Raw genomic sequence first — 19,198 nt, forward strand, 5'->3', positions numbered from 1 at the left:
GCGAGTTTTTCGCGGAGCAAACAGAGGCTGGCCTTCGAAGGTCGCCAGGATCAGGACAGTGACGCTTTCACGCGTTCCGGCGTCATGGGCAGCTCGCGCAATCGCCGGCCGGTCGCATGGGCAAACGCATTGGCGAGGGCAGCCGACGTTGGCGGCAGCGAGCCTTCGCCCGCTCCGAGCGACGGATCGCTCCGCTGCATCAGAACGATGTCGATACTGGGAACCTCGGGGAATGTGAGGACGGAATAGCCCGACCAGTCCCTGCTCGTGATCTGGCGTCGGTCGAAAGCGACCTGCTCCTTCAGCGCGAGACTGACTGCCTGCACGATCCCGCCTTCGAGCTGATTCTTCGCGCCGTCAGGATTGACGACGAGACCGAGATCGGCCGCGATCACTACGCGAGGGACCTTGATGACGCCAGTCTTGCGGTCGACGTCGACGTCGACGGCCACGGCCGCATACATCCCGATGCTCTTGTAGCGGCAGAACGCCAGGCCGCGGCCGCGCTGGCCATCGCCTTCCTTTCCTGGAGTCCAGCCCGCCCTGTCGGCAGCGGCCTGCAGCACGGCTTTCGCGCGGGGATCCCTGAGATGCGCGAGGCGGAATGCGAGGGAATCGCTGCCGGCCGCCTGCGCGAGCTCATCCATGAAGGACTCGATGGCAAAAATGTTGCCGTGCGATCCGAGCGTCCGGAACGAGCCGTTGCGCACGGGCGTATCGAGCAGCAGATGATACCGGATTTCCTTGCGCGGCAGCTCATAGGAAGGCACCGCATTGCGGTCTCCGTCGCCGAACGGCTGAGGGATATGCGGCGCCGGAGATTTGACGAAGGGCGTTTTCAAATCCCAGGCGGCGAGCAGATTGACGCCGCCGGCCTGCCCCGGCCGCATCGCGTGGCTGTTGCTCCAGACGTCGTAGGACCAGTCGACGATCCTGCCGTCGGATCCGAGCGCCGCCTCGACCTTCATCGCCATTGCCGGACCAAACGGCGCCCACGCGAACTCGTCGTCCCGCATCCATTGCAGCTTGACCGGCACGCCCGGAACGGCACGCGCGACGAGCACTGCGTCGAGTGCAACGTCATCGGCGCCGTTGTGCCCGTAGCATCCGGCGCCAGACATATGAACGACGTCGACCTCGCCGGTCTGCAGGCTCAACACTTTGGCCAGGTCGCCCCTCAGCGGAAACGCGCCCTGGGTGTGCGACCACACCGTCATATGTCCATCCTTCAACCACGCGACTGCGCAGGACGGGCCGATCGCGGCATGCGAGAGATAGGCGCGGGAGTATTCCGCACTGAGCCGTCTGGCTTCGCCCGGCGCCGGCTCCGACTGACCGGCGGTGCCCACAACGATGGTTTCCGCGCGCAGCTTCTTAAGCTCGGGGCGCAAACTCGCCATGTCGGGAAGCTCGACTGCGTCGTCGCTCCAACGCGCGCTTGCGGCCAGTGCGTCGCGGGCGGCAATCGCCTGCTCCTCACGTCCGGCCGCAACAGCGAGGAAATTGCCGTCGCTGACGACCGCGACCACCCCGGGACGCGCGCGCACGGCCGCCTCGTCAAATGCGACAAGCTTTGCGCCATAGCGTGGCGGACGAACCACTCGCGCAAAGACCATGCCGGGAAGCCGGATATCCTGGACATACGACGGCGCTCCCGTCAGCTTGCCGGGCAGATCGATCCGGTGGACCGACTTGCCGACGATGGCGTAGTCGCCCGGCTTTTTTGGTGCTGTGGCGAGTGCGATATCTCCCTTCAGCAGACCGGCCCCCTCGTTCGCGAGCTCCCAGAAGCTTGCGCGCCGGCCATCGGCCGCCACGATCGTGCCGTTCCTGACTTGCAATTGCTCGGTAGGAACGCCAAACCGACGCGCCGCCGCAGCGAGCAAACGGCCGCGCACCTCGGCACCGGCCGCACGAACGGCGCCGCCGCCCTGCTCGACCGACTGGCTGCCGAACGTGTATTGCTCATCCGGTCCTCGCGACGTGTCGGCGGAAACCATGCGGATCTTGTCGAAGCCGACGTCGAGCTCTTCCGCAGCGATCTGCGCCAGCGCAGTCAAAATCCCTTGCCCGAGCTCGGCCTTGCCGGTGAAGACCGTCACCGTCTCATCCGCCTCCAGGCGGATCCAGCCTTCCAGCTTACGATTGTTGCGCAGGCTGAACGGCACGTTTCCAGGCGCCTGGCCGAATGCCGAAAGGGACGGCAGTGCGAACGTCGCGAGCACCACGCCGAGCGACCGCGTCAACTGCCTGCGGGACGGCCTCAAAGCACTCATCGCACCGGCTCCATGGCTGCCCGGCGCACGGCGCTGACGATCCGGTTGTGGCTACCGCAGCGGCAAAGCTGGTCGGCGAGCGCGCCCCGGATTTCTTCGTCGCTGGGCTTTGAATTGCGATCGAGCAGAGTCTTGGCCGCCATGATCATGCCGTTCGAACAATAGCCGCATTGGGCGGCCTGCTCGTCGATGAAAGCCTTCTGCAGAGGATGCGGCCTTTGCAGCGTACCCAATCCCTCCAGCGTGATGATGGGGTCATTTCCGACATCTCTCAGTGCGATCGAGCAGGTACGTGTCAGCTTGCCGCCGACCGATGCGGCGCAGGCACCGCATTGTCCGAGACCGCAGCCGAACTTCGGACCATTCAATCCGAGATCGTTCCGCAGCACGTAGAGCAGCGGCGTCTCGGGTGCCGCGGTCACCTCATGGGATTCGCCGTTGACCGTGATCCAGTATGACATCATCCACCCAACGCAATGCGCGGGCCGGACTCACGATTCAAGCGGAGTTCGGCCAGTGTGATAGGCACTTATGATGGCGCGAGTGCCAGAGTCGTGGACAAAATCAGCATCCCCGGGCCGGCATGGAAGCAGCTCAGTGAGCTGCCGCCGCGCTTCCGACGGCTGCGCCCTTGGACAGGCGGTTGTCGAGGCTGAACGCACCCGCACCGAACGCTGCGATCTGAAGCAGGCCACCCGCCATCATCACGTTCTTGAGGAAGTGGATCATCTGGTTCTGGTCGGCGAAGTTGTTGTGGAACGAGACGCCGGCGGCAACACAGAACACGGCCAGCGCAAGCGCGACATAACGGACCTGGTAGCCAGCGATCAGCAGCAGCCCGCCGCCGAGTTCGAGCGCGACTGCGACGATGTAGGCGATCGGCGGCACGGGCAGGCCAGCCGCGGCAATCATGGAAGTGGTTGGCCCAAACGCGGCGAGCTTGCCGAGGCCACTCATTGCGAAGGGCAGACCGATCAGCACGCGGCCGATCACAGGAAGGTAGCGGTTCATGGTAGGATTCCTTTGCTGGTGGATATTCAGGCGGCGTCGACGAGGATGAATTCCGCGTCCTTGACCGCCGTGATGGTGAGTTCGGGTTCGTCGATGGCGGCGATACGGTCGCCGACCGCAACCCGTTGCCCGTTGACGAGGATCTCGCCCTGGGCGGGAGCGAGATAAGTGTGCCGGAAGCCCGCCGGCGTCGTGTGGGTGAGCGTGGTCCTGGCTAGCGGCGTGGCACCAAGGACCCGCGCGTCGGCCCGGATCATCAGAGTCTCCGGCGCCTTCGGATCACCACTCGCCAGCTCGATGAGACGACCGGCGCGATCTGCTTTCGGAAATTTGCGGGTATCCCAACGCGGCGAGCCGCCGCGCTGGCGCGGACGCAGCCAGATCTGGAACAGCCTGAGCGGATCGTCGTCGCGGTTGTGCTCGGAATGGCTGATGCCCGTTCCGGCGCTCATGACCCGAACATCGCCGGCCACGGTGCGACCGACATTGCCCACGCTGTCATCGTGCGTAACGGCACCCTGCCGGACGTAAGTCACGATCTCCATGTCAGCATGGGAGTGGCGGCCGAAGCCGGTGCCGGGCGCGATCTCGTCGTCATTCCAGACTACCAGCGCGCCAAGCGCAGCATTGGCAGGATTGCCGTCGGCCGAGACCACGAAATGGTGACGCGCCTCCAGCCAGCCGCGATCGCCGTGATCGAGCGTCTCCCTGGATCGAAGCTGCAACACGATCATTCCTCGATATCGGACGCGGTGTGCGTCCGTTTCGGGAAAAGTTATGTGGCTGAACCGGCCACTTGATTAGTCAGCAGATTCTGGACACGTCGTTCTATCTGGTGAACGACCGCCGGCGCGCGGCCTTCGAATAGCAGTTTCGCCGCAACGGACGACGCGTGATGTTCTACCGAGATAGGCGAACTGCGCCAGCGGCGCGCACAAGACGATGGTGACCCTTGGTCATTGCACACTATCTGCCGCCGAAGGGGCGCGATCTGCGACTGGACCTGTTCCGTGGCATCGCCAACTGGGCAATCTTCCTGGATCATGTTCCGAACAACCTGCTGAACCTCATCACGGACCGAAACTTCGGCTTCAGCGACGCAGCCGGCCTGTTCATCTTCATATTCCGAGATTCATAGACGGCTGGCCAAGCCGAACAGGCTCGGCGTCCTATCCCGATCGGATGCGACGGATTCGCTCGGCGAAGCGCGCAAGATCCCGATGCAGGTACTATGCATCAACCTTCGATCCGTTGAAGAACAGAACGAATTTCGCGACATCCCCGTCGAGGACCCGAATGCCCATTGGCTAGGCAATATCGCGTTGACCACGCCCGGGCGGACCAGAATGTCTCCTTCCGCGGAATAGCCGAAACGGTACGGCACCCATCATCTCGCCCGTCTTCCGTGTGACCTATGTCGCACCTAACCGATCGAAAGCAAGGTTCGCCATTCTGCTTGTAGTTGCGGATCAGGTCCCTTGGATCGCAAGAATCTTCCTTGCTTCGTCGGGCGTCGCGGGCTGCCGGCCGTTACGCGAAGCGACTTCTCCAGCGATCTCTACAAGCTCAGCGTTGCTGGCCGCAAGACGGCCCTTGTGAACTCTGATGTTGTCTTCCAGTCCGGTGCGCACCGCGTGCGCGCCGCGAGCGAGGGCCCACCGCATAACTTCTGTCTGATGTCGCCCGATCCCTGCAGCCGCCCAAGTTGCCTTTGGAAGAAGTCGCTGCGTCTCTCTCAGCATGATGTCGAGTACGTGTTCATCCGCAGGCAAGGCATTTTTGATGCCCATAACGAATTGAACGTGGACGTCCTCGTCCACGATTCCCTTGGCTACCAAATCGCGCGCGCCATGGATGTGCGAGAGATCGAATATCTCGATTTCCGGGCGAATCTGGAATTCCCGCATCTTCACTGCGAGATCCAAAACCAGTGAGGTGTCGTTCTCGTAGATCGAGGTTGGGAAATTGACGGATCCCGTCGATAACGAAGCCATATCTGGCTTGAGATGTAGTGACGAGCCGCGAGCCGAGGGATCGCGACCGCGTCCGCCTGTCGAGAATTGCACGATCATTCCCGGACAATGCTTCTTGACGCCCTCCTGGACGATCGCGAACCGATGGGGATCGGATGACGAACTCTCATCATCGTTTCTTACGTGAATGTGGACTAGGCTCGCTCCAACCTCATATGCCTCATGAGCCGACTCGATTTGCTCCGACGGCAGAATCGGAACCGCTGGATTGTCCTTTTTTCGAGGAAGGGATCCGGTTATCGCAACGGCTACAACGATGGGATCCATTGAATCTTCCTCATACGGATCGAGATTTTCGAAACTCGACGAAGTTGAAAGCATCGCAACAATTCGGCCGAACTGAGCTCACGATCAGCTACCACCGGATGAGTATGTTGGCTGACGCAAGAGAGTGCACCGTCGCGGCTTCGCTCGACCTGATGTCGCACTTGACCACGAACCTCAGCGAGGACGGTTCGATAGTGCATCTGCGGCCACCTTTTCCGCATCGTGCTCAAACACCCACTTTCTCTGTGCCGCCCACTCACGCAAGCGAGCAGCCATTTCCGCAGGGGTATCGTGCTCGGAGCGGTAGAGTTGGCCAGCAGCGCGTGCAAGCGCCTGCACTTTGCTGGTACGTTCGCGCCTGATCACCTCATACAGGTCCAGCCTGTCCGCGACATCTTTGGCGGTGCACCCCTCCAAAAGAACGGCAAGGGTAAAGCCGTCTTCGATCGACTGTCCGGCACCTTGGCCGACATGAGGGACCATCGGATGAGCCGCGTCGCCCATAAGCGTGATGCGATCAGTCGACCAGTAAGGCAGCGGAGCGCGATCGTAGATGCCCCAACGAAAGGTCTCATCAAGCGAATTGATGGTGTCCTGGACGGGCCGATCCCAGCCGGCATATTCGGCCGCCAATGCCTTCAGGTCGCCCGGCGCCGACCACGATTCCTCCGAATCCGTGTCGGTGGGCACGAACGCAACCATGTTGATCAATCGTCCTTGAGCCACTGGATAAAGGAGGAAGCTCCGGCCGGATCCCAACCAAAAGTGGGTCCCCTTAAGATCGGGCGCCCATGGAAGTCGCTCGGCGGGGATCAATCCTCTATACGCCATGATCCTTTCGCTCGTCGGACGGCTCTGCAGGCCAATCTCGCGTTGGACAACGGAACGAATTCCGTCGGCGCCGATCACGACGTCGGCTTCCGCGGCGACTCCATTGGCAAAGGAAAGGCGGACCCGATCGTCTTCCTCCTTGAGCTGGACGCACCGATGACCGAGAGCGACGGTCCCTTTTGGCAGCGCATCAAAAAGCAGATTTAGTAAGTCGGCGCGATGGACGTTGTACCCCAGATCGCCTTCTGCGAGCGCGGGCGTCGCGGACCCGTCGCGAACGGTAATCAAATCCCCCTGCGAGGTGCGCAACACGGCAGCGCTGATCGGTGAGCCGATCTTCTGCAGCTGCTCCTCGAAGCCAACACGTTTCAGCAACCGAGCCGCGTTCGGGTGGACTGATACCCCGGCTCCAATCTCTCTCAGGACCTCAGCTTGTTCGAAGACCCTTACCTCGAGGCCGCGCGCCCGAAGCGCAAGCGCGGCCGTGAGGCCCCCAATGCCGCCGCCAACTATTGCGATGCGAAGCGAGCCAGGCATGTCTCTAAACCTTTGCTGTTAAACCGCATTCACGGACCCGGCGAGCGAGGGCGGTCATAGTCGGTTCGGAATGGGTCACAGCTCTTCTATTGCCGCCGAAGGGTCAGGACGCAATTCGACTTTGAGAAAGCCGCATTCGCAGGACACGAAGCGGCAACTGAGCCACTACTTGCTGCCGAGATCGGTTTACGCGACAGCAGGAACGCCGTCTTGGCAAGACCGGACGCGTCGCGAAAAGCATACCCTTCGGTGTTTGGCTCCCTTTCGCAGTTTGCGAAGATATGAGCGTGACAGACGACTGGACCGCCGATCTTGGTTATTCGTATAGCTGCAAAAATCATTAGAAGCCGGCGAGCGCTCCGCCTGAGCATGAACTTCCGCGAGGGAGGGAGACATGGCTATGACCCGTTTGCGGACGAACGCACGTCTGCGCGACCAGCATGGTGTCGCTTGGCAACCGCGACCTTCCCTTTTTACTGATCCGCTTTGGGATCGGCGAAATTGCTCTATCGGGCCAATCAGAGCCTCTAGGCAGCTACGATCTGGCGATCCTTCTTCGGGAGAGGTTTCGAGACGCGCGCGATACATCCGCATGACTATCGGGACGACTTGGGTTTCCTCGTCGCGGGCGGCTCTCCAGAAATTGAGAGGACGACATGACTAATCGTACACTCGACGGCAAGGTAGCCCTCGTGACCGGCGCTGCCGGCGAAATCGGAACTGCAACCATCCAACTCCTGGCTGAACGCGGTGCGCGCATCGTCGCAGTCGACCGCGATTCGGAGGGCCTCGCTCGCGCTTTCGGGAAGTTGCCCGCTTCAGCAGAGGCACTTTCCATTGTCGCGGACGTCAGCCACGAACAGGATGTCGCTTCTTACGTGACGCGGGCACGCGACGCCATGGGCGGCGTCCATATCTTCTTTAACAATGCCGGCATCGTAGGAGATATCAAGCCGATCCCGGACTATCCGGTCGAAACGCTTCGCCGGGTGCTCGATATCAATGTCGTTGGCGTCTTCCTCGGGCTCAAATACGTCCTACCGGTCATGCGCAGTCAGGGTGTCGGCAGCATCGTCAACACCGCCTCGGTAGCAGGCCTGATGGGTGGTCCCCATTTCGCCGCCTACAGCGCAAGCAAGCACGCTGTCATCGGCTTGACAAAGAGCGCTGCACTCGAATGCGCGGGCAGCCAAGTTCGCGTGAACTGCGTTTGCCCTGGCCTGATCGACAGCCGCATGCTGTCCACCATCGTCAACGGGATGCCCGTGGAGAAAGCGCTCGAGCGCATTCCAGCGCGGCGTCTCGGCCTCGCGACTGATGTTGCTGCCGTGGTCGCGTTTCTCGCCTCAGACGACGCGCGCTATGTCACCGGCGCATCTTATCCCGTCGATGGCGGGCGAACCGCGGGCTGATCCGGCGTGTCCATAAATCCCATCCATCGTGTGATGCGTTCAGCTGACCAACCTCGGGCACATTGCGGCTTCGGGTGGGACGTTCGATGACCCGAACCCCGAGCTGCTCTTCGGGGAGCGCGACGCGACGGGTGACCGCGGGACTTGGGAATACCTAGCTGCCGCGCGCCGCCGAGAAGCTCGTTGTCCGACAACGACAGCAAGGAAAGAGCGGGTCTTTCAGACCTCTCATGGTTGCGCTCGCTTGGGGTCGTGTGGCGCTCTTGAAGAGGAAGCGACCGCCAGCCGGGAAGCCTTAGTTTGCAACGATCCGCCGTTCATGCGCAGTAAACGAGAAAAAGTGCGTCTTGATCTCCTGAAACTCCTCCATCGCTCGCGCGCCGCGCATGCGACCTGTGCCGCTGTTCTTGAAGCCGCCCTCCTCGACTGTATTGGACAGAATTCCCCACCCATTCGTCCACACCGTGCCCGCTTTCAGTCTCCGCACTACGCGGGCCGCGCGGTCGATGTCCTTGGTGAAGACCGCCGCCGCCAACCCATAAGTAGTCGCGTTGGCACGCGCAATGGCTTCCGCCTCACCCTCGAAGGTCTCAAAGCTCAGCACCGGTCCGAATATCTCCTCCTGGATGAGCGGCACGTCGAGCCGTTCGGTTTCCAGCATCGCGGGCCGATAGAAGGCGCCCTTGGCCAGTGCGGCGTCCGCGGGCCGACCGCCGCGCACCAGGACTTTAGCGTACTTCGCTGCCGCTTCGACAATACCGTCAATACGATCCACGCTAACGTTGTCGATCAGCGGTCCCATTTCGCTGGCTTCCTGATCGGCCGGGCCGACGATCAAGTTGCCCAGTAGCTCCGAGAGCCGCGCCCGGTAGGTTTCCGCCACGCTCCGTTGCACCAGAACGCGCGACCCGGTCATGCAGAACTGACCGTTGAACTGTGTGAGAGCCCGGACGACTAGGGGTGCGACCGTATCGATATCCGCGTCGCCAAACACGATCAGCGGGGTCTTCCCGCCCAACTCGAGCGAAGTCCGCTTGAGCGTCTCGGCGGCCTTTGCGCCAATGATACGGCCGACCTTTGTGCTTCCCGTGTAGTTGATCACATCGACATCGTTGGAAGCGATCAGCAGGGGAGCCCCTTCGTTACCGGTTTCCGTGAATATGTTTACGACGCCCTTTGGCAGTGACTTGGTGGCGGCAATTGCCTCGGCGAGGATCGCATTAGTCAGCCCCGTTTGACCGGGCATCTTGACCGACACGGTACAACCCGCCGCGAGAGCAGGAGCGAGGGCTCGGACAAGGAGCGCGATCGGCGCGTTCCACGGCACGATGATGCCCGCAACACCAATTGGCTCACGCCACGTGGTTGCGAGGAGGCCCGGTGCCAGCTCCGCTGTAGAGCCCGTCTGCGAAAGAGCTGCGCCCGCATTGTATCGAAGGGTGAGCGGTGCCCCTGAAGCTTCCCGGCGCGCCTGCGTAATGACTTTACCCATTTCGCGCGCCAATGTGGTAGCGAGGCGATCGACACGCTCTTCAATCCGGTGAGCAAGTTCGAAGAGCGAAGCCGCTCGCGCGCTGCGATCAGAAACCCAGGTCTCGGTGTCAAATGCACGACGTGCGGCCGCGATCGCGGCACGCGCTTCCGCTGCGCCTGCGTCAGAAAAATAGCCAATAACTTCGCCATTTGACGGATTGACCGATGAGCTCACGCGCGTAGAGGCAACCCACTCGCCGTCAATCCAGTGGCCAGGATTTTCGGTTGCATTGTGACTATCGTGCACGATGGAGCTCCTTCCTCGGACAACGCAGGCAAAGTAGAATGCGTCGATCGGGCGACTAGTCATAGATTTTCGAACAGCCTGTTCCTACAAGGTGAACAATACACGGCTGATCTGATGGCATTCGTCATAGCGTTTCTTGCCGGCGCTCGATCCTGAGTAGAACGGACTCTGATGTTCCTGAAGATCTCTTGCGTTCGCTCGACGATGCTGTCGAGCTCCCAAAGGTGCATCATCATGAGATACACGACGAAGGTGCGCTGCCCCACCTGCGGCAGGATGTTGCAGCGGCTGATGTATTACTAGAAGTCCGGATCCTTCGCGGCCGACGCCAGAGTCCTCCTTCTGCGGGCGGAGGCGCGCTGGGGCGGTCACGGGGGCCCGTAAACCGTGCCGAAACGTCGAGCAGATACGGGAAGCTACGAAACTATGGAAAGGCCTGGTCTTGGCCGGCCCATGGACGGCTCCACGCATCCGGCCAGCAGGCACACACCAGGTCCATCAAAGTCTTTACGTTGCGGTGGCTATAGTCGGACGGTTGAAACGCTCGTCGAGACTGACCGCTCCTGCACCGAAAGCGACGATCTGAAGCAAGCCACCAGCCATCATGACGTTTTTTAGGAAGTGGATCATCTGGTTCTGGTCTGCGAAATTGGCGTGGAACGACAGCGCAGTTGCGATGGAGAACACGGCCAGCGCTGCCGCAACGATGCGGGTCTGATAACCAGCGATCAGCAGGAGCCCGCCGCCGAGTTCGACGGCGACCGCCACGATGTAGGCGAGTGGTGGAACGGGCAGCCCGACCGCGCCAATCATCGCGGTCGTCGGCCCGTAAGCGGCGAGCTTACCGAAGCCGCTCATCGCGAATGGCAAGCCTATAAGTACGCGGCCGATCAGGGGAAGGTAACGATTCATGTGTCTGCTCCTTGCGACAAGACTTCAGGCGGCATCGACGAGAATGAATTCAGCATTCTCCACCGCCGTGATGGTGAGTTCAGGTTCATCGATGGCGGCGATGCCGTCGCCGACTGCGACCCGCTGCCCATTGACGAGGATCACGCCTTGGGCGGGGGCGAGATAGGTGTTCCGCAAGCCCACCGCTGGGGTGTGAGTAACAGTGCTTCTGGCAAGCAGCGTAGCGGCAAGAATTCGCGCGTCTGCGCGGATCAAGAGCGTCTCGTTGCTCTGAGGATCGCCGCTTGCCAACTCGACGAGACGACCGGCGCGATCTGTCTTCGGAAATTTGCGAGTGTCCCAACGCGGCTTCCCACCGCGCTCGCGCGGAAGTAGCCAGATTTGGAAGAGCTTAAGTGGGTCTTCATCGCGGTTGTGTTCGGAATGCCTGATGCCCGTCCCGGCGCTCATCACCTGAACATCGCCAGCGACGGTCCGGCCAACATTGCCAGCGCTGTCTTCATGCGTGACGGCTCCCTCGCGTACGTATGTTAGGATCTCCATGTCCTCATGGGAGTGCAGGCCAAAGCCTGTGCCTGGCGCGATCTCGTCGTCGTTCCAAACGACAAGAGAACCCAAAGGACGATTCGCTGGATTGCCTCCAGGCGAAACGATGAAGTGATGACGCGCCTTGAGCCACCCGTGGTCGCCGTGATCCAGTGTCTCTTTTGAGCGTAGCTGTAACATGACTGTTCCTCAGCTTCGGACCCGATCGGTCCGCGTTTCTGGAATAGTTATGCGGCCGGGCCGGCCATATGATTAGTCAGCAGATTGGAGACACTCCGTTCTAGCTGGTGAACGCTCGTGGTTACGCCCTGCCCGTCCGTCGACAATTTTAGAACCGCTGCCGCAGATGCAGCAACGTGATCGGTACTTGTTGTTTGGGTGCACTTAATTCGCCGCGGAACGGGGGGAACTAGAGCCATGAGTTCAACTGACGCGTCCAGCTCGCGGACAGGTTTCTGCTCTACGTGGCGCTTGACTGCATTTCTCGCAGCGCGGTCATCACGATCCGCCGGTCGGTACCCGCAATGACGATCCTCGCATTCATGGCGTCGATCAGCTCCCGCTCTTCATGATTCATCGATCCGGAGAACATCGTCCAGACGATCTCAATGCCGCCCTTTCTTGCCTTCGCACTTATCTGTCTGCAGGCGTCGAGAACGACCTCATGTTTGGTTTGACCCGGCAAACCCAACGCATGTGCGAGGTCGAAAGGACCAAGCATGATTGCATCAATCCCGGGCACTTCTACGATCGCGTCAACCGCCTGAAGCGCCTCTGGCGTTTCCAACAGAAGCCAAACCGACGTCTCATTGTTACTCGCTATAGAGAAATCTGCCCAATCTCGAACCTGATGCCAGGTAGCCCGCGTGCCCGGACACGCACCGCGCGATCCGCCATTGGAGTTCCAAGCATACTTTGCTGCCGAGACAGCAGACTGGGCTTCAGCCGCGCTCTTCACGTTTGGAACGATCACCCCCATCGCTCCAGCGTCCAACACACGCATTATCGAGCTTGGCGTGTGATCAGGAACACGCACCAACGGTGTGATACCCGATGCCTCCGCCGCTCTGATCAAGTCGATCGCTGAATCAAAGCCAAACGATCCGTGCTCAAGATCAAGATACACAAAATCGAAATCCGCGGCGGCCGCCATTTCGACCATATCAGCGGAGTTGGTCTGAACACCGATTCCCAAGGCTACCTTACCCTCGGCGATCGCATGCTTTACTGCGTTCCGACGTTGACGTGCCTTTCCATAGGTCATATGCGACGCCTCATAGTCGGTTCGGGATGTATCGCAGCCCTGCTATCCCTGTTGCAAAACTGAGACGCAAACTTTGAGAAAGCTGTCTTCGCGCAGAACGAAGCCATAAACTGGATGCTCGGTTAACTATCGAGGTCGGTTCACATGACAGCAGCAAGTCCACCTATGATGCTGAATCGTGGCGCTAGAACATTCCGTTAATTGTACCACCGTCGATGACCAAGTTCTGGCCAACAATGGAATTTGCGAAATCGCTGCAGAGCAGAGCACAAAATGCTCCGAAATCGTCTGGATCTGCCAACCGTTTCGTCGGCGTACCAAAGAATTCAATGAGCCGCTTCTCCTCGAAAGCGTAGGTGCTCCCATTTCGTTCGGCTCGATCGGACAACATCTTCTCTAGACCAGGTGTCGCATGAAGCCCGGGAAGAAGATTGTTCAGTATGACGTTATCTTTTGCAAACCGCTTTGACAGTGCCACAGTATAATTCACGAGAGCCGATCTCGTCGGTCCGGATAGCAGCCTCAGCTCGGTCGGGTGTTTAGCGGCACCTGTCGCTATATTGACGATACGACCCCACTTCCTCTCGGCCATACCGTCGATCGCGGCCTTCATCAGTTCGATTGGTCCAACTAACGTCGTCGCCACCGACCCGTACCAATCCTCCTCGCTAATTTCGTGGAAATCCTCCACAGCTCTCGGCGGAGAGCACGTAATGACCAGAATATCTGGATGAGGGCACGCCTCCAGAAGAGCTTGTCGTCCCTCGCGCGTTCCATGATCGGCAACGATGGGGGTGACTGAAACCCTCGTTTCTCGCTCGATCGTATCGGCAGCATTGCGAAGACGGTCTTCTCCGCGAGCTGAGATGAAGAGATGGACGCCCTCTCGTGCCAGCGCCATTGCGCTGCTGTATCCAAGGCCAGCGCTGGCTCCCGCAATGATGGCTCGGCGATTCCGAATGCGAAGATCCATCAAATCCTCCAGCGTGATAGGCTTGCGACCACCAATCCTATTTAGCAAATGGCTTGAGGGGGAGTTCCATACAGGAGAACGGAGTGTTGCCCAGAGAGGAACGTACCTTGATGTTTCGAAATAGCGACCACATCCCCATCCTTCTCTCATCAATAGAGGAGAGATTCGCATGTCGCGCAAACTGGAAGGAAAGGTTGCAGTCGTAACAGGGGCTACAACGGGTATTGGTCTGGCCATAGCCGCACGCTTCGCCGCGGAAGGTGCACAAACTGTTCTCACCGGCCGCCGGCAGGCTGAGCTGGACAAAGCCAGGAATGCCGTAGGTCCCAATACACTGGCGGTACGGGCCGACTCGGCGAACCTGGCCGATTTGGACCAGCTCTATAGCGAAGTGAAGAGCCGATATGGCCGCATTGATGTGTTGGTAGCCAATGCGGGAGGCGGCTCCATGCTGCCTTTGGGATCCATCACTGAGGAACAGTACGACGATACGTTCAACCGCAACGTAAAGGGCGTGCTATTCACGGTCCAGAAGGCCCTGCCGCTTCTCGCAGACGGCGCTTCGGTCATCCTCACGGCGTCAAATGTCAGCATAAAGGGAACGCCGGCCTTCAGCGTCTATTCGGCATCAAAAGCCGCGGTCCGCAACTTCGCGCGCAGTTGGACGCTCGACCTCAAGCCACGCGGAATCCGGGTAAACGCCATCAGCCCCGGCCCCATAAAAACACCGGGCTTAGTCGAATTGGCCGGGCCGGATTCGGTTAAGAGGCAAAGCATGCTCGACTATATGGCAACAACCGTGCCTCTCGGTCGAGTCGGCGACCCTGACGAGGTTGCAAAGGCTGCCCTGTTTCTGGCATCGGACGATTCCAGCTACATCGCAGGAATTGAGCTCTTCGTCGATGGCGGACAAGCCCAAATCTGAGTTCTGCACGCGAACCGCACATCAATACCACCATTTCGAAACCCCAAATAGGAGATCGTTCGTGATCGACGTCTATGCTTTTGCTACCCCGAACAGCCTCAAAATTCCGATCGCACTGGAGGAACTGGAGCTTCCTTATCGTCTAATTCCAGTAAATCTCCGGAACGGTGAGCATAAGTCGGTTGATTTCATCGCTATGAACGCCAACGCAAAGATCCCTGTTGTCGTGGACCGCACCGTCCCGGAAGCGGCCCCCGTCACAATCAGTGAATCTGGAGCGATCCTCCTTTATCTCGCCGAAAAAGCCGGACGCCTCCTACCGACCACTCTCCAGCTGCGTGCACGCGTTATTGAAGAGCTCTTCTTTCACGCTGCGGGACTCGCACCCGCGTTTACGAGTAGCTTTTTTCAGCAGATCGCAAAGTCTCCGAACGCCGAAGCGGTGGCGCGCGCTCAAGCTGAAGCGGAACGTACCCTAAGGGTATTCGACACCAGGCTGGGTGGATCCAAGTATGTGGCAGGTGAAGACTTCACCATAGCGGATATCGCGCACTATGGCTGGATCTGGCGACACGAGGCGGCCGGAGTCGGTCTTGGCGGCACTCCCAATGTGAAGCGTTGGTTCGACGCCGTGTCCGGCCGCGACGCGGTGAAGCGAGCAATTGCCCGCACCGTTGCGCTTGCTTCATAAGCGAGCCTGTAGACGCATTGGCCTCGCGGCGTTTCGGAACCTACCCGAAACGCCGCTCGGGCACGCGTCTGATTCGGAACGTATTGAAGCAGCCTGCAGAACGGGGCGCCCCATGGCGTGTGCCGTTGCCTATGCCAGGCGATCGCGCGTTTCTAGCCTGAATCGAAGAGCAAACCCTCGGCGCGCTCCTGATCGAAGATTTCTTGCTTATCTTCCGCCGCCAATATTGCTAGCACTTCCGCTTCCAGAGCGAGTCGCTGCGCGATGTGAGGAGCCTGTGGGGGCGCCACAGCCTCCTCTTGAATTGATGCCTTCATGCGTATCCGCCGCTCCAATCGGACAGCATCCTGCGATCCGCCGCTCTCAGGCTAAGCCGCTCGTCACCTCCAAGCCATTAGCAGCTCGCGGGCGCCCGTTCGCGTCGCGCGAAGGGCCGCAACGCGGTTCGCGCAAGCGCGTGCAGCACCGCTATGTCCTGAGAGAGCCCGTCCTTCGCGAACGAACTGGATCGTATAGCCCGACAAAATCTGCTGAAGGAACCCGGCTTCTCGGCCGCAAACTCTTTTCGCAATCTGCGAAGATTGCACCGCGAGAGACGACTGGATCGTTGATCGGGTCAATCCGTATTGCTTCAAGTCAGGAGAAGCAGTTGGGCGCTCAGTCCAGCTGCGAACGTAACGGGTCGAGAGGTCATGACACTGATGTTACGCCCAGAAAGATCGTTCGGATGAACCGCATCATCGCTTAGCGGTCAGGAAACCCTCGTCGGATTTGTTGGCACGATGCTTGAATACTTCATTGTCTACGATGGCGCTCTGCCAAAGACACTTAACGGAGGACTGGAATGGAACGCATGATCTGGTTGATGCCGTGGGTGATGACTGAGATTTGGTTGTCAACCTTTGAGGCGCTCATGCCACAACGCTTCCCTACGAAAGAAGAACGCGACGGAATGGAGCCAGATGCTGGATAACTCGTGCCGCCTGCACGCGCAGGGCGTCAACGCAACTCGGATCCAGAAACGATGCATTTCAATCGTTGTTGCTTCGCAGTGTCGTAAAGGACTGCATTAAGGCAACGAAATTCAAGGAGCCTTCAGATGACCGACCAAGCCAGTAAAAAGAGCGTCCCACCTTCCGCAGGCGTAGATGTGGATGGCATCGCGACGCTGCTTAACCGCAATCTTCCGGAAGTTTTCGGTGAAGGCGATCCCGCGCGCCGAAAGGCCGCAATCGAGGAGCTATACACCAACGATTGTGTGCTCTATGTCCCTCCCGGGATATTCGTCGGCCACGATGCATTAGATAAGTTTGCAGGCGATCTCCGGGCGACACATCCCCACTACGTATATACGCCTCGTGGCGCGACCCAGGTTCTGCATAATTCGGCGCGCTTAGCGTGGGGCTCGGGACCAAAAGGCGAAAGGCCCCTTTATACCGGTGTAGATTTTATCATTGCACGGGACGGTAAAATCGCGGCTCTTTACGTCTACCTTGACTCTCCCCCCGCTTAAATTCGCTACTTGCGAATAACGAGCATCTGCCCTGTCCCAAGGGCGGGTCACCCGAGCTTCGACCTCGTCCTGATAGCGGGAACGGAGCTCCGTGAGCCCCGTCTCACCGGACGGTGGACCGGGGCCGGGTCAGTTCGTCCGCGAGAGTTCTGCTCTCCCGGACCTTCTGATATCAGCCTCTCTCTTGACCTTCTCCATCAGGGTGCGAAGGGGGATAGGACCCGGCTCGAGAATGGTCGCAGCCGCGTTCGTGGTGTCCACGGGCGCGATGGCAGAGCTGTCGGCGTCAGCAAGGAATTTATCGAGCATGGCTTGGATCGACCCCTTGGCCTCCTCGGGGCCAGTGTCACGCATGTCGTTGTGTTGGAAGTTGGTGTTCACAACAATGATGCCCGCCTTCTCACACTCGTCCTCATCAGGCACCACGCCGGGATCGGGTTTAAAGTGCGGGTCATGTGAGCGGAACGACAGAATCTTGAACCTGCCGTCGGTGACAAACGGCACGCGCAGATTATCCAGCGTCACGACGTTCTTGATCTCGTCGGGATACTGCTTGGCAAAGTACATCGCGATGTCGCCACCATTCGAATGGCCGACCATCGTTAGCTTGCTGTAGTCGGCACTAGGCTTGATCTCCTTCATCTGTTCGATAGCGAACTTGATGTTAGTGATCGCACGCTGATATTGAGGCAGACGGCCGACGTAGAGCTCGCCGACTTTGGTCACCATCGGTCCGTCCGAGGGAATGTCGTTCTGAATGCTGATCGCCAAGTAGCCGCGAGCAGCGAACACGTTCGCGAGGAACGAATACTCGGTAAACCTGACGGTATTACCGTGATTGAGGATTGCGACAGGCAGCTTGAGCATGCCGGCGTCGGCTTGCATCTCTTTGTCACGACGCACCGCGAAATCGACCGCGACTGGGCGCTTGCCGCGCGTCGAATCATTGAACACGATGCTCTCGTGACGGATCGCCCACTTGTCCGCGGTGAAAACCGCCGCCGCGGCCACCACAGAGAGCGAAAGCAGAACGATGATTCCACGTCTCACGGAGCCCTCTGGGAAACTGATCGCCTCATGGCGATCCTAGCTAGCGTTCTTCGAAAACACGATTGTGCTGCTGGCTGCGAACATACCTCCCACTCCATGAGCGACAGAGATATTGACGTCGGGGACCTGAGCCGCGGCGATGCCGCGCACCTGTCTGACCGACTCCTGTAAGGCGTACATGCCGTACATACCAGAGTGCATGTAGCTTAGCCCGCCGCCATTGGTGTTCATCGGCAGTTTACCGCCGGGAGCGGTATTGCGCTCACGAATGAATGCGGCGGCCTCCCCTGGTTTACAGAAGCCCAGATCTTCCAGGCCGTAGAGCGGCAGATGGGCAAAGGCGTCGTAAATCATCAGGTGATTGACATCGGCGTGTGTGATGCCGGCAGACTTGAACGCTTCGCGACCGGAAACTCTGAATGCGCGCGAGGTAGTGAAATCCTCCATCTGGCTCACCATCGGAGTTTCGACACTCTCGCCCGTACCGACGATATATACTGGCCGACTGAAGTCCTTGGCACGGTCTGCCGATGTGACGATCAATGCTCCGCCACCATCGGTGACGAGGCAGCACATCAGCAGTCGGAACGGGTAGGAAATCATTCGTGAGTTCATCACGTCATCAACCGAGATCGGATTCTTGAAGGTAGCACGCGGATTTTTCGCAGCCCATTCGCGCTGCACTACCGCTACTTCCGCAAGCGCGTCCTCACCCAATCCATGCTTTTTCAGATATCTCAACACGGGAACCGTGAACATCGTCGCCGGGCCCGTAGTACCGTAGGGCGTTTCGAATTGTTGGAGCAGGCTACCGCGGATCGGAACAGGAAATCCTGCTGCCGCGATGCCGGACCGTCCGCTTTCACCATGGGTGATCAGTACAGTGCGACACAAGCCGGCCTCGATGGCTGCCGTCGCGTGCCGAACATGCATGAGAAATGAGCAACCGCCGACGCCAGTCGCATCGATCCAGGTCGGCGTGATGCCCAGATAGTGCGCGAGCGATTCTGGTGTTTCGCCCGCTGTAGCGATCCCATCAATGTCCGAAACAGTCAGTCCGGCATCGCGAATTGCGTTGAGCGCCGCATCAGCGTGCAGCTGGACTTGAGACATAGGTATCACGCCGAGCTGCGTCGTCTCAGCTGCGCCGACGACGGCTGCCTTGGATCGCTTCATG

19 protein-coding genes and 1 pseudogene are annotated in these 19,198 nt (G+C 59.6%); 6 read left to right on the forward strand and 14 right to left on the reverse strand.

Annotated elements, in window-relative coordinates; translation table 11 throughout:
* Nucleotides 1-50: 50 nt before the first annotated feature.
* The 4 genes from Q0030_RS23990 to Q0030_RS24005 form a co-directional block, all read right to left on the reverse strand.
* The gene (locus Q0030_RS23990) at nucleotides 51-2,276 is read right to left on the reverse strand and encodes a molybdopterin cofactor-binding domain-containing protein (RefSeq protein WP_298372372.1); all 2,226 of its coding nucleotides are present in this window, start codon (nucleotides 2,274-2,276) and stop codon (nucleotides 51-53) included.
* The gene (locus Q0030_RS23995) at nucleotides 2,273-2,737 is read right to left on the reverse strand and encodes a (2Fe-2S)-binding protein (RefSeq protein ID WP_298372375.1); all 465 of its coding nucleotides are present in this window, start codon (nucleotides 2,735-2,737) and stop codon (nucleotides 2,273-2,275) included. The genes Q0030_RS23990 and Q0030_RS23995 overlap by 4 nt, the downstream gene beginning before the upstream one ends.
* 133 nt (nucleotides 2,738-2,870) lie before the next feature.
* Nucleotides 2,871-3,287: a DoxX family protein gene (locus tag Q0030_RS24000; protein ID WP_298372378.1), complete on the reverse strand. Its 417-nt coding sequence runs from the start codon at nucleotides 3,285-3,287 to the stop codon at nucleotides 2,871-2,873.
* A 26-nt stretch (nucleotides 3,288-3,313) separates the two neighbouring features.
* The gene (locus Q0030_RS24005) at nucleotides 3,314-4,021 is read right to left on the reverse strand and encodes a pirin-like bicupin family protein (protein WP_298372379.1); all 708 of its coding nucleotides are present in this window, start codon (nucleotides 4,019-4,021) and stop codon (nucleotides 3,314-3,316) included.
* 218 nt (nucleotides 4,022-4,239) lie between these two features.
* Here Q0030_RS24005 and opgC point away from each other — a divergent pair.
* Nucleotides 4,240-4,410, forward strand: a pseudogene (gene opgC, locus Q0030_RS24010) (OpgC domain-containing protein); the annotation flags it as partial.
* A gap of 346 nt (nucleotides 4,411-4,756) precedes the next feature.
* Here opgC and Q0030_RS24015 read toward each other — a convergent pair.
* Together Q0030_RS24015 and Q0030_RS24020 are read right to left on the reverse strand one after the other, a co-directional pair.
* Nucleotides 4,757-5,587: a 3-keto-5-aminohexanoate cleavage protein gene (locus Q0030_RS24015; protein WP_298372382.1), complete on the reverse strand. Its 831-nt coding sequence runs from the start codon at nucleotides 5,585-5,587 to the stop codon at nucleotides 4,757-4,759.
* A gap of 174 nt (nucleotides 5,588-5,761) precedes the next feature.
* A complete protein-coding gene (locus Q0030_RS24020) occupies nucleotides 5,762-6,955 on the reverse strand; it encodes an FAD-dependent monooxygenase (protein WP_298372385.1) in 1,194 nt (397 codons plus the stop codon).
* A 656-nt stretch (nucleotides 6,956-7,611) separates the two neighbouring features.
* On the opposite strand from Q0030_RS24020, the gene Q0030_RS24025 reads away from it, so the two are divergent.
* The gene (locus Q0030_RS24025; protein WP_298372388.1) at nucleotides 7,612-8,367 is read left to right on the forward strand and encodes an SDR family NAD(P)-dependent oxidoreductase; all 756 of its coding nucleotides are present in this window, start codon (nucleotides 7,612-7,614) and stop codon (nucleotides 8,365-8,367) included.
* 295 nt (nucleotides 8,368-8,662) lie between these two features.
* On the opposite strand, the gene Q0030_RS24030 is transcribed toward Q0030_RS24025, so the two are convergent.
* The 5 genes from Q0030_RS24030 to Q0030_RS24050 form a co-directional block, all read right to left on the reverse strand.
* Nucleotides 8,663-10,147, reverse strand: a complete 1,485-nt coding sequence (locus Q0030_RS24030; protein WP_298372391.1) for an aldehyde dehydrogenase family protein — start codon at nucleotides 10,145-10,147, stop codon at nucleotides 8,663-8,665.
* 507 nt (nucleotides 10,148-10,654) lie between these two features.
* A complete protein-coding gene (locus Q0030_RS24035; RefSeq protein ID WP_298372394.1) occupies nucleotides 10,655-11,059 on the reverse strand; it encodes a DoxX family protein in 405 nt (134 codons plus the stop codon).
* Between the two features lie 24 nt (nucleotides 11,060-11,083).
* The gene (locus Q0030_RS24040; RefSeq protein WP_298372396.1) at nucleotides 11,084-11,785 is read right to left on the reverse strand and encodes a pirin-like bicupin family protein; all 702 of its coding nucleotides are present in this window, start codon (nucleotides 11,783-11,785) and stop codon (nucleotides 11,084-11,086) included.
* Nucleotides 11,786-12,065: 280 nt separating this feature from the next.
* Nucleotides 12,066-12,869 (reverse strand): aldolase/citrate lyase family protein, encoded by an 804-nt coding sequence (locus tag Q0030_RS24045; protein ID WP_298372401.1) that lies wholly within the window; start codon nucleotides 12,867-12,869, stop codon nucleotides 12,066-12,068.
* Between the two features lie 184 nt (nucleotides 12,870-13,053).
* Nucleotides 13,054-13,842 carry an SDR family NAD(P)-dependent oxidoreductase gene (locus tag Q0030_RS24050; protein WP_298372405.1) on the reverse strand — a complete coding sequence of 263 codons (789 nt, stop codon included), beginning with the start codon at nucleotides 13,840-13,842 and terminating at the stop codon, nucleotides 13,054-13,056.
* A 169-nt stretch (nucleotides 13,843-14,011) separates the two neighbouring features.
* Here Q0030_RS24050 and Q0030_RS24055 point away from each other — a divergent pair, with 169 nt between their 5' ends.
* Both Q0030_RS24055 and Q0030_RS24060 read left to right on the forward strand, forming a co-directional pair.
* Nucleotides 14,012-14,767, forward strand: coding sequence for an SDR family oxidoreductase (locus Q0030_RS24055; protein ID WP_298372407.1), 756 nt, complete (start codon nucleotides 14,012-14,014; stop codon nucleotides 14,765-14,767).
* 61 nt (nucleotides 14,768-14,828) lie between these two features.
* A complete protein-coding gene (locus tag Q0030_RS24060) occupies nucleotides 14,829-15,458 on the forward strand; it encodes a glutathione binding-like protein (RefSeq protein WP_298372409.1) in 630 nt (209 codons plus the stop codon).
* A gap of 152 nt (nucleotides 15,459-15,610) precedes the next feature.
* On the opposite strand, the gene Q0030_RS24065 is transcribed toward Q0030_RS24060, so the two are convergent.
* Entirely contained in the window at nucleotides 15,611-15,775 is a 165-nt protein-coding gene (locus tag Q0030_RS24065) for a hypothetical protein (RefSeq protein WP_298372411.1), read from the reverse strand.
* Nucleotides 15,776-16,302: 527 nt separating this feature from the next.
* On the opposite strand from Q0030_RS24065, the gene Q0030_RS24070 reads away from it, so the two are divergent.
* Both Q0030_RS24070 and Q0030_RS24075 read left to right on the forward strand, forming a co-directional pair.
* Nucleotides 16,303-16,431, forward strand: coding sequence for a hypothetical protein (locus Q0030_RS24070; RefSeq protein WP_298372413.1), 129 nt, complete (start codon nucleotides 16,303-16,305; stop codon nucleotides 16,429-16,431).
* 126 nt (nucleotides 16,432-16,557) lie between these two features.
* A complete protein-coding gene (locus Q0030_RS24075; RefSeq protein ID WP_298372415.1) occupies nucleotides 16,558-16,971 on the forward strand; it encodes a nuclear transport factor 2 family protein in 414 nt (137 codons plus the stop codon).
* A 129-nt stretch (nucleotides 16,972-17,100) separates the two neighbouring features.
* Here Q0030_RS24075 and Q0030_RS24080 read toward each other — a convergent pair whose 3' ends face one another.
* Both Q0030_RS24080 and Q0030_RS24085 read right to left on the reverse strand, forming a co-directional pair.
* A complete protein-coding gene (locus tag Q0030_RS24080) occupies nucleotides 17,101-18,021 on the reverse strand; it encodes an alpha/beta fold hydrolase (protein ID WP_298372417.1) in 921 nt (306 codons plus the stop codon).
* 36 nt (nucleotides 18,022-18,057) lie between these two features.
* A complete protein-coding gene (locus Q0030_RS24085; protein WP_298372420.1) occupies nucleotides 18,058-19,197 on the reverse strand; it encodes a thiolase in 1,140 nt (379 codons plus the stop codon).
* Nucleotide 19,198: the final 1 nt, after the last annotated feature.

This window comes from uncultured Bradyrhizobium sp. (assembly GCF_947648125.1).
Classification (GTDB): Bacteria; Pseudomonadota; Alphaproteobacteria; order Rhizobiales; family Xanthobacteraceae; genus Bradyrhizobium.

Excerpts from the sequence above, each read along its gene's own strand:
- Q0030_RS23990 (WP_298372372.1), bottom strand. The coding sequence starts at position 2,276 with ATGAGTGCTTTGAGGCCGTCCCGCAGGCAGTTGACGCGGTCGCTCGGC.
- Q0030_RS23995 (WP_298372375.1), bottom strand. The coding sequence starts at position 2,737 with ATGTCATACTGGATCACGGTCAACGGCGAATCCCATGAGGTGACCGCG.
- Q0030_RS24000 (WP_298372378.1), bottom strand. The coding sequence starts at position 3,287 with ATGAACCGCTACCTTCCTGTGATCGGCCGCGTGCTGATCGGTCTGCCC.
- Q0030_RS24005 (WP_298372379.1), bottom strand. The coding sequence starts at position 4,021 with ATGATCGTGTTGCAGCTTCGATCCAGGGAGACGCTCGATCACGGCGAT.
- Q0030_RS24015 (WP_298372382.1), bottom strand. The coding sequence starts at position 5,587 with ATGGATCCCATCGTTGTAGCCGTTGCGATAACCGGATCCCTTCCTCGA.
- Q0030_RS24020 (WP_298372385.1), bottom strand. The coding sequence starts at position 6,955 with ATGCCTGGCTCGCTTCGCATCGCAATAGTTGGCGGCGGCATTGGGGGC.
- Q0030_RS24025 (WP_298372388.1), top strand. The coding sequence starts at position 7,612 with ATGACTAATCGTACACTCGACGGCAAGGTAGCCCTCGTGACCGGCGCT.
- Q0030_RS24035 (WP_298372394.1), bottom strand. The coding sequence starts at position 11,059 with ATGAATCGTTACCTTCCCCTGATCGGCCGCGTACTTATAGGCTTGCCA.
- Q0030_RS24040 (WP_298372396.1), bottom strand. The coding sequence starts at position 11,785 with ATGTTACAGCTACGCTCAAAAGAGACACTGGATCACGGCGACCACGGG.
- Q0030_RS24045 (WP_298372401.1), bottom strand. The coding sequence starts at position 12,869 with ATGACCTATGGAAAGGCACGTCAACGTCGGAACGCAGTAAAGCATGCG.
- Q0030_RS24050 (WP_298372405.1), bottom strand. The coding sequence starts at position 13,842 with ATGGATCTTCGCATTCGGAATCGCCGAGCCATCATTGCGGGAGCCAGC.
- Q0030_RS24055 (WP_298372407.1), top strand. The coding sequence starts at position 14,012 with ATGTCGCGCAAACTGGAAGGAAAGGTTGCAGTCGTAACAGGGGCTACA.
- Q0030_RS24065 (WP_298372411.1), bottom strand. The coding sequence starts at position 15,775 with ATGAAGGCATCAATTCAAGAGGAGGCTGTGGCGCCCCCACAGGCTCCT.
- Q0030_RS24070 (WP_298372413.1), top strand. The coding sequence starts at position 16,303 with ATGGAACGCATGATCTGGTTGATGCCGTGGGTGATGACTGAGATTTGG.
- Q0030_RS24075 (WP_298372415.1), top strand. The coding sequence starts at position 16,558 with ATGACCGACCAAGCCAGTAAAAAGAGCGTCCCACCTTCCGCAGGCGTA.
- Q0030_RS24085 (WP_298372420.1), bottom strand. The coding sequence starts at position 19,197 with ATGAAGCGATCCAAGGCAGCCGTCGTCGGCGCAGCTGAGACGACGCAG.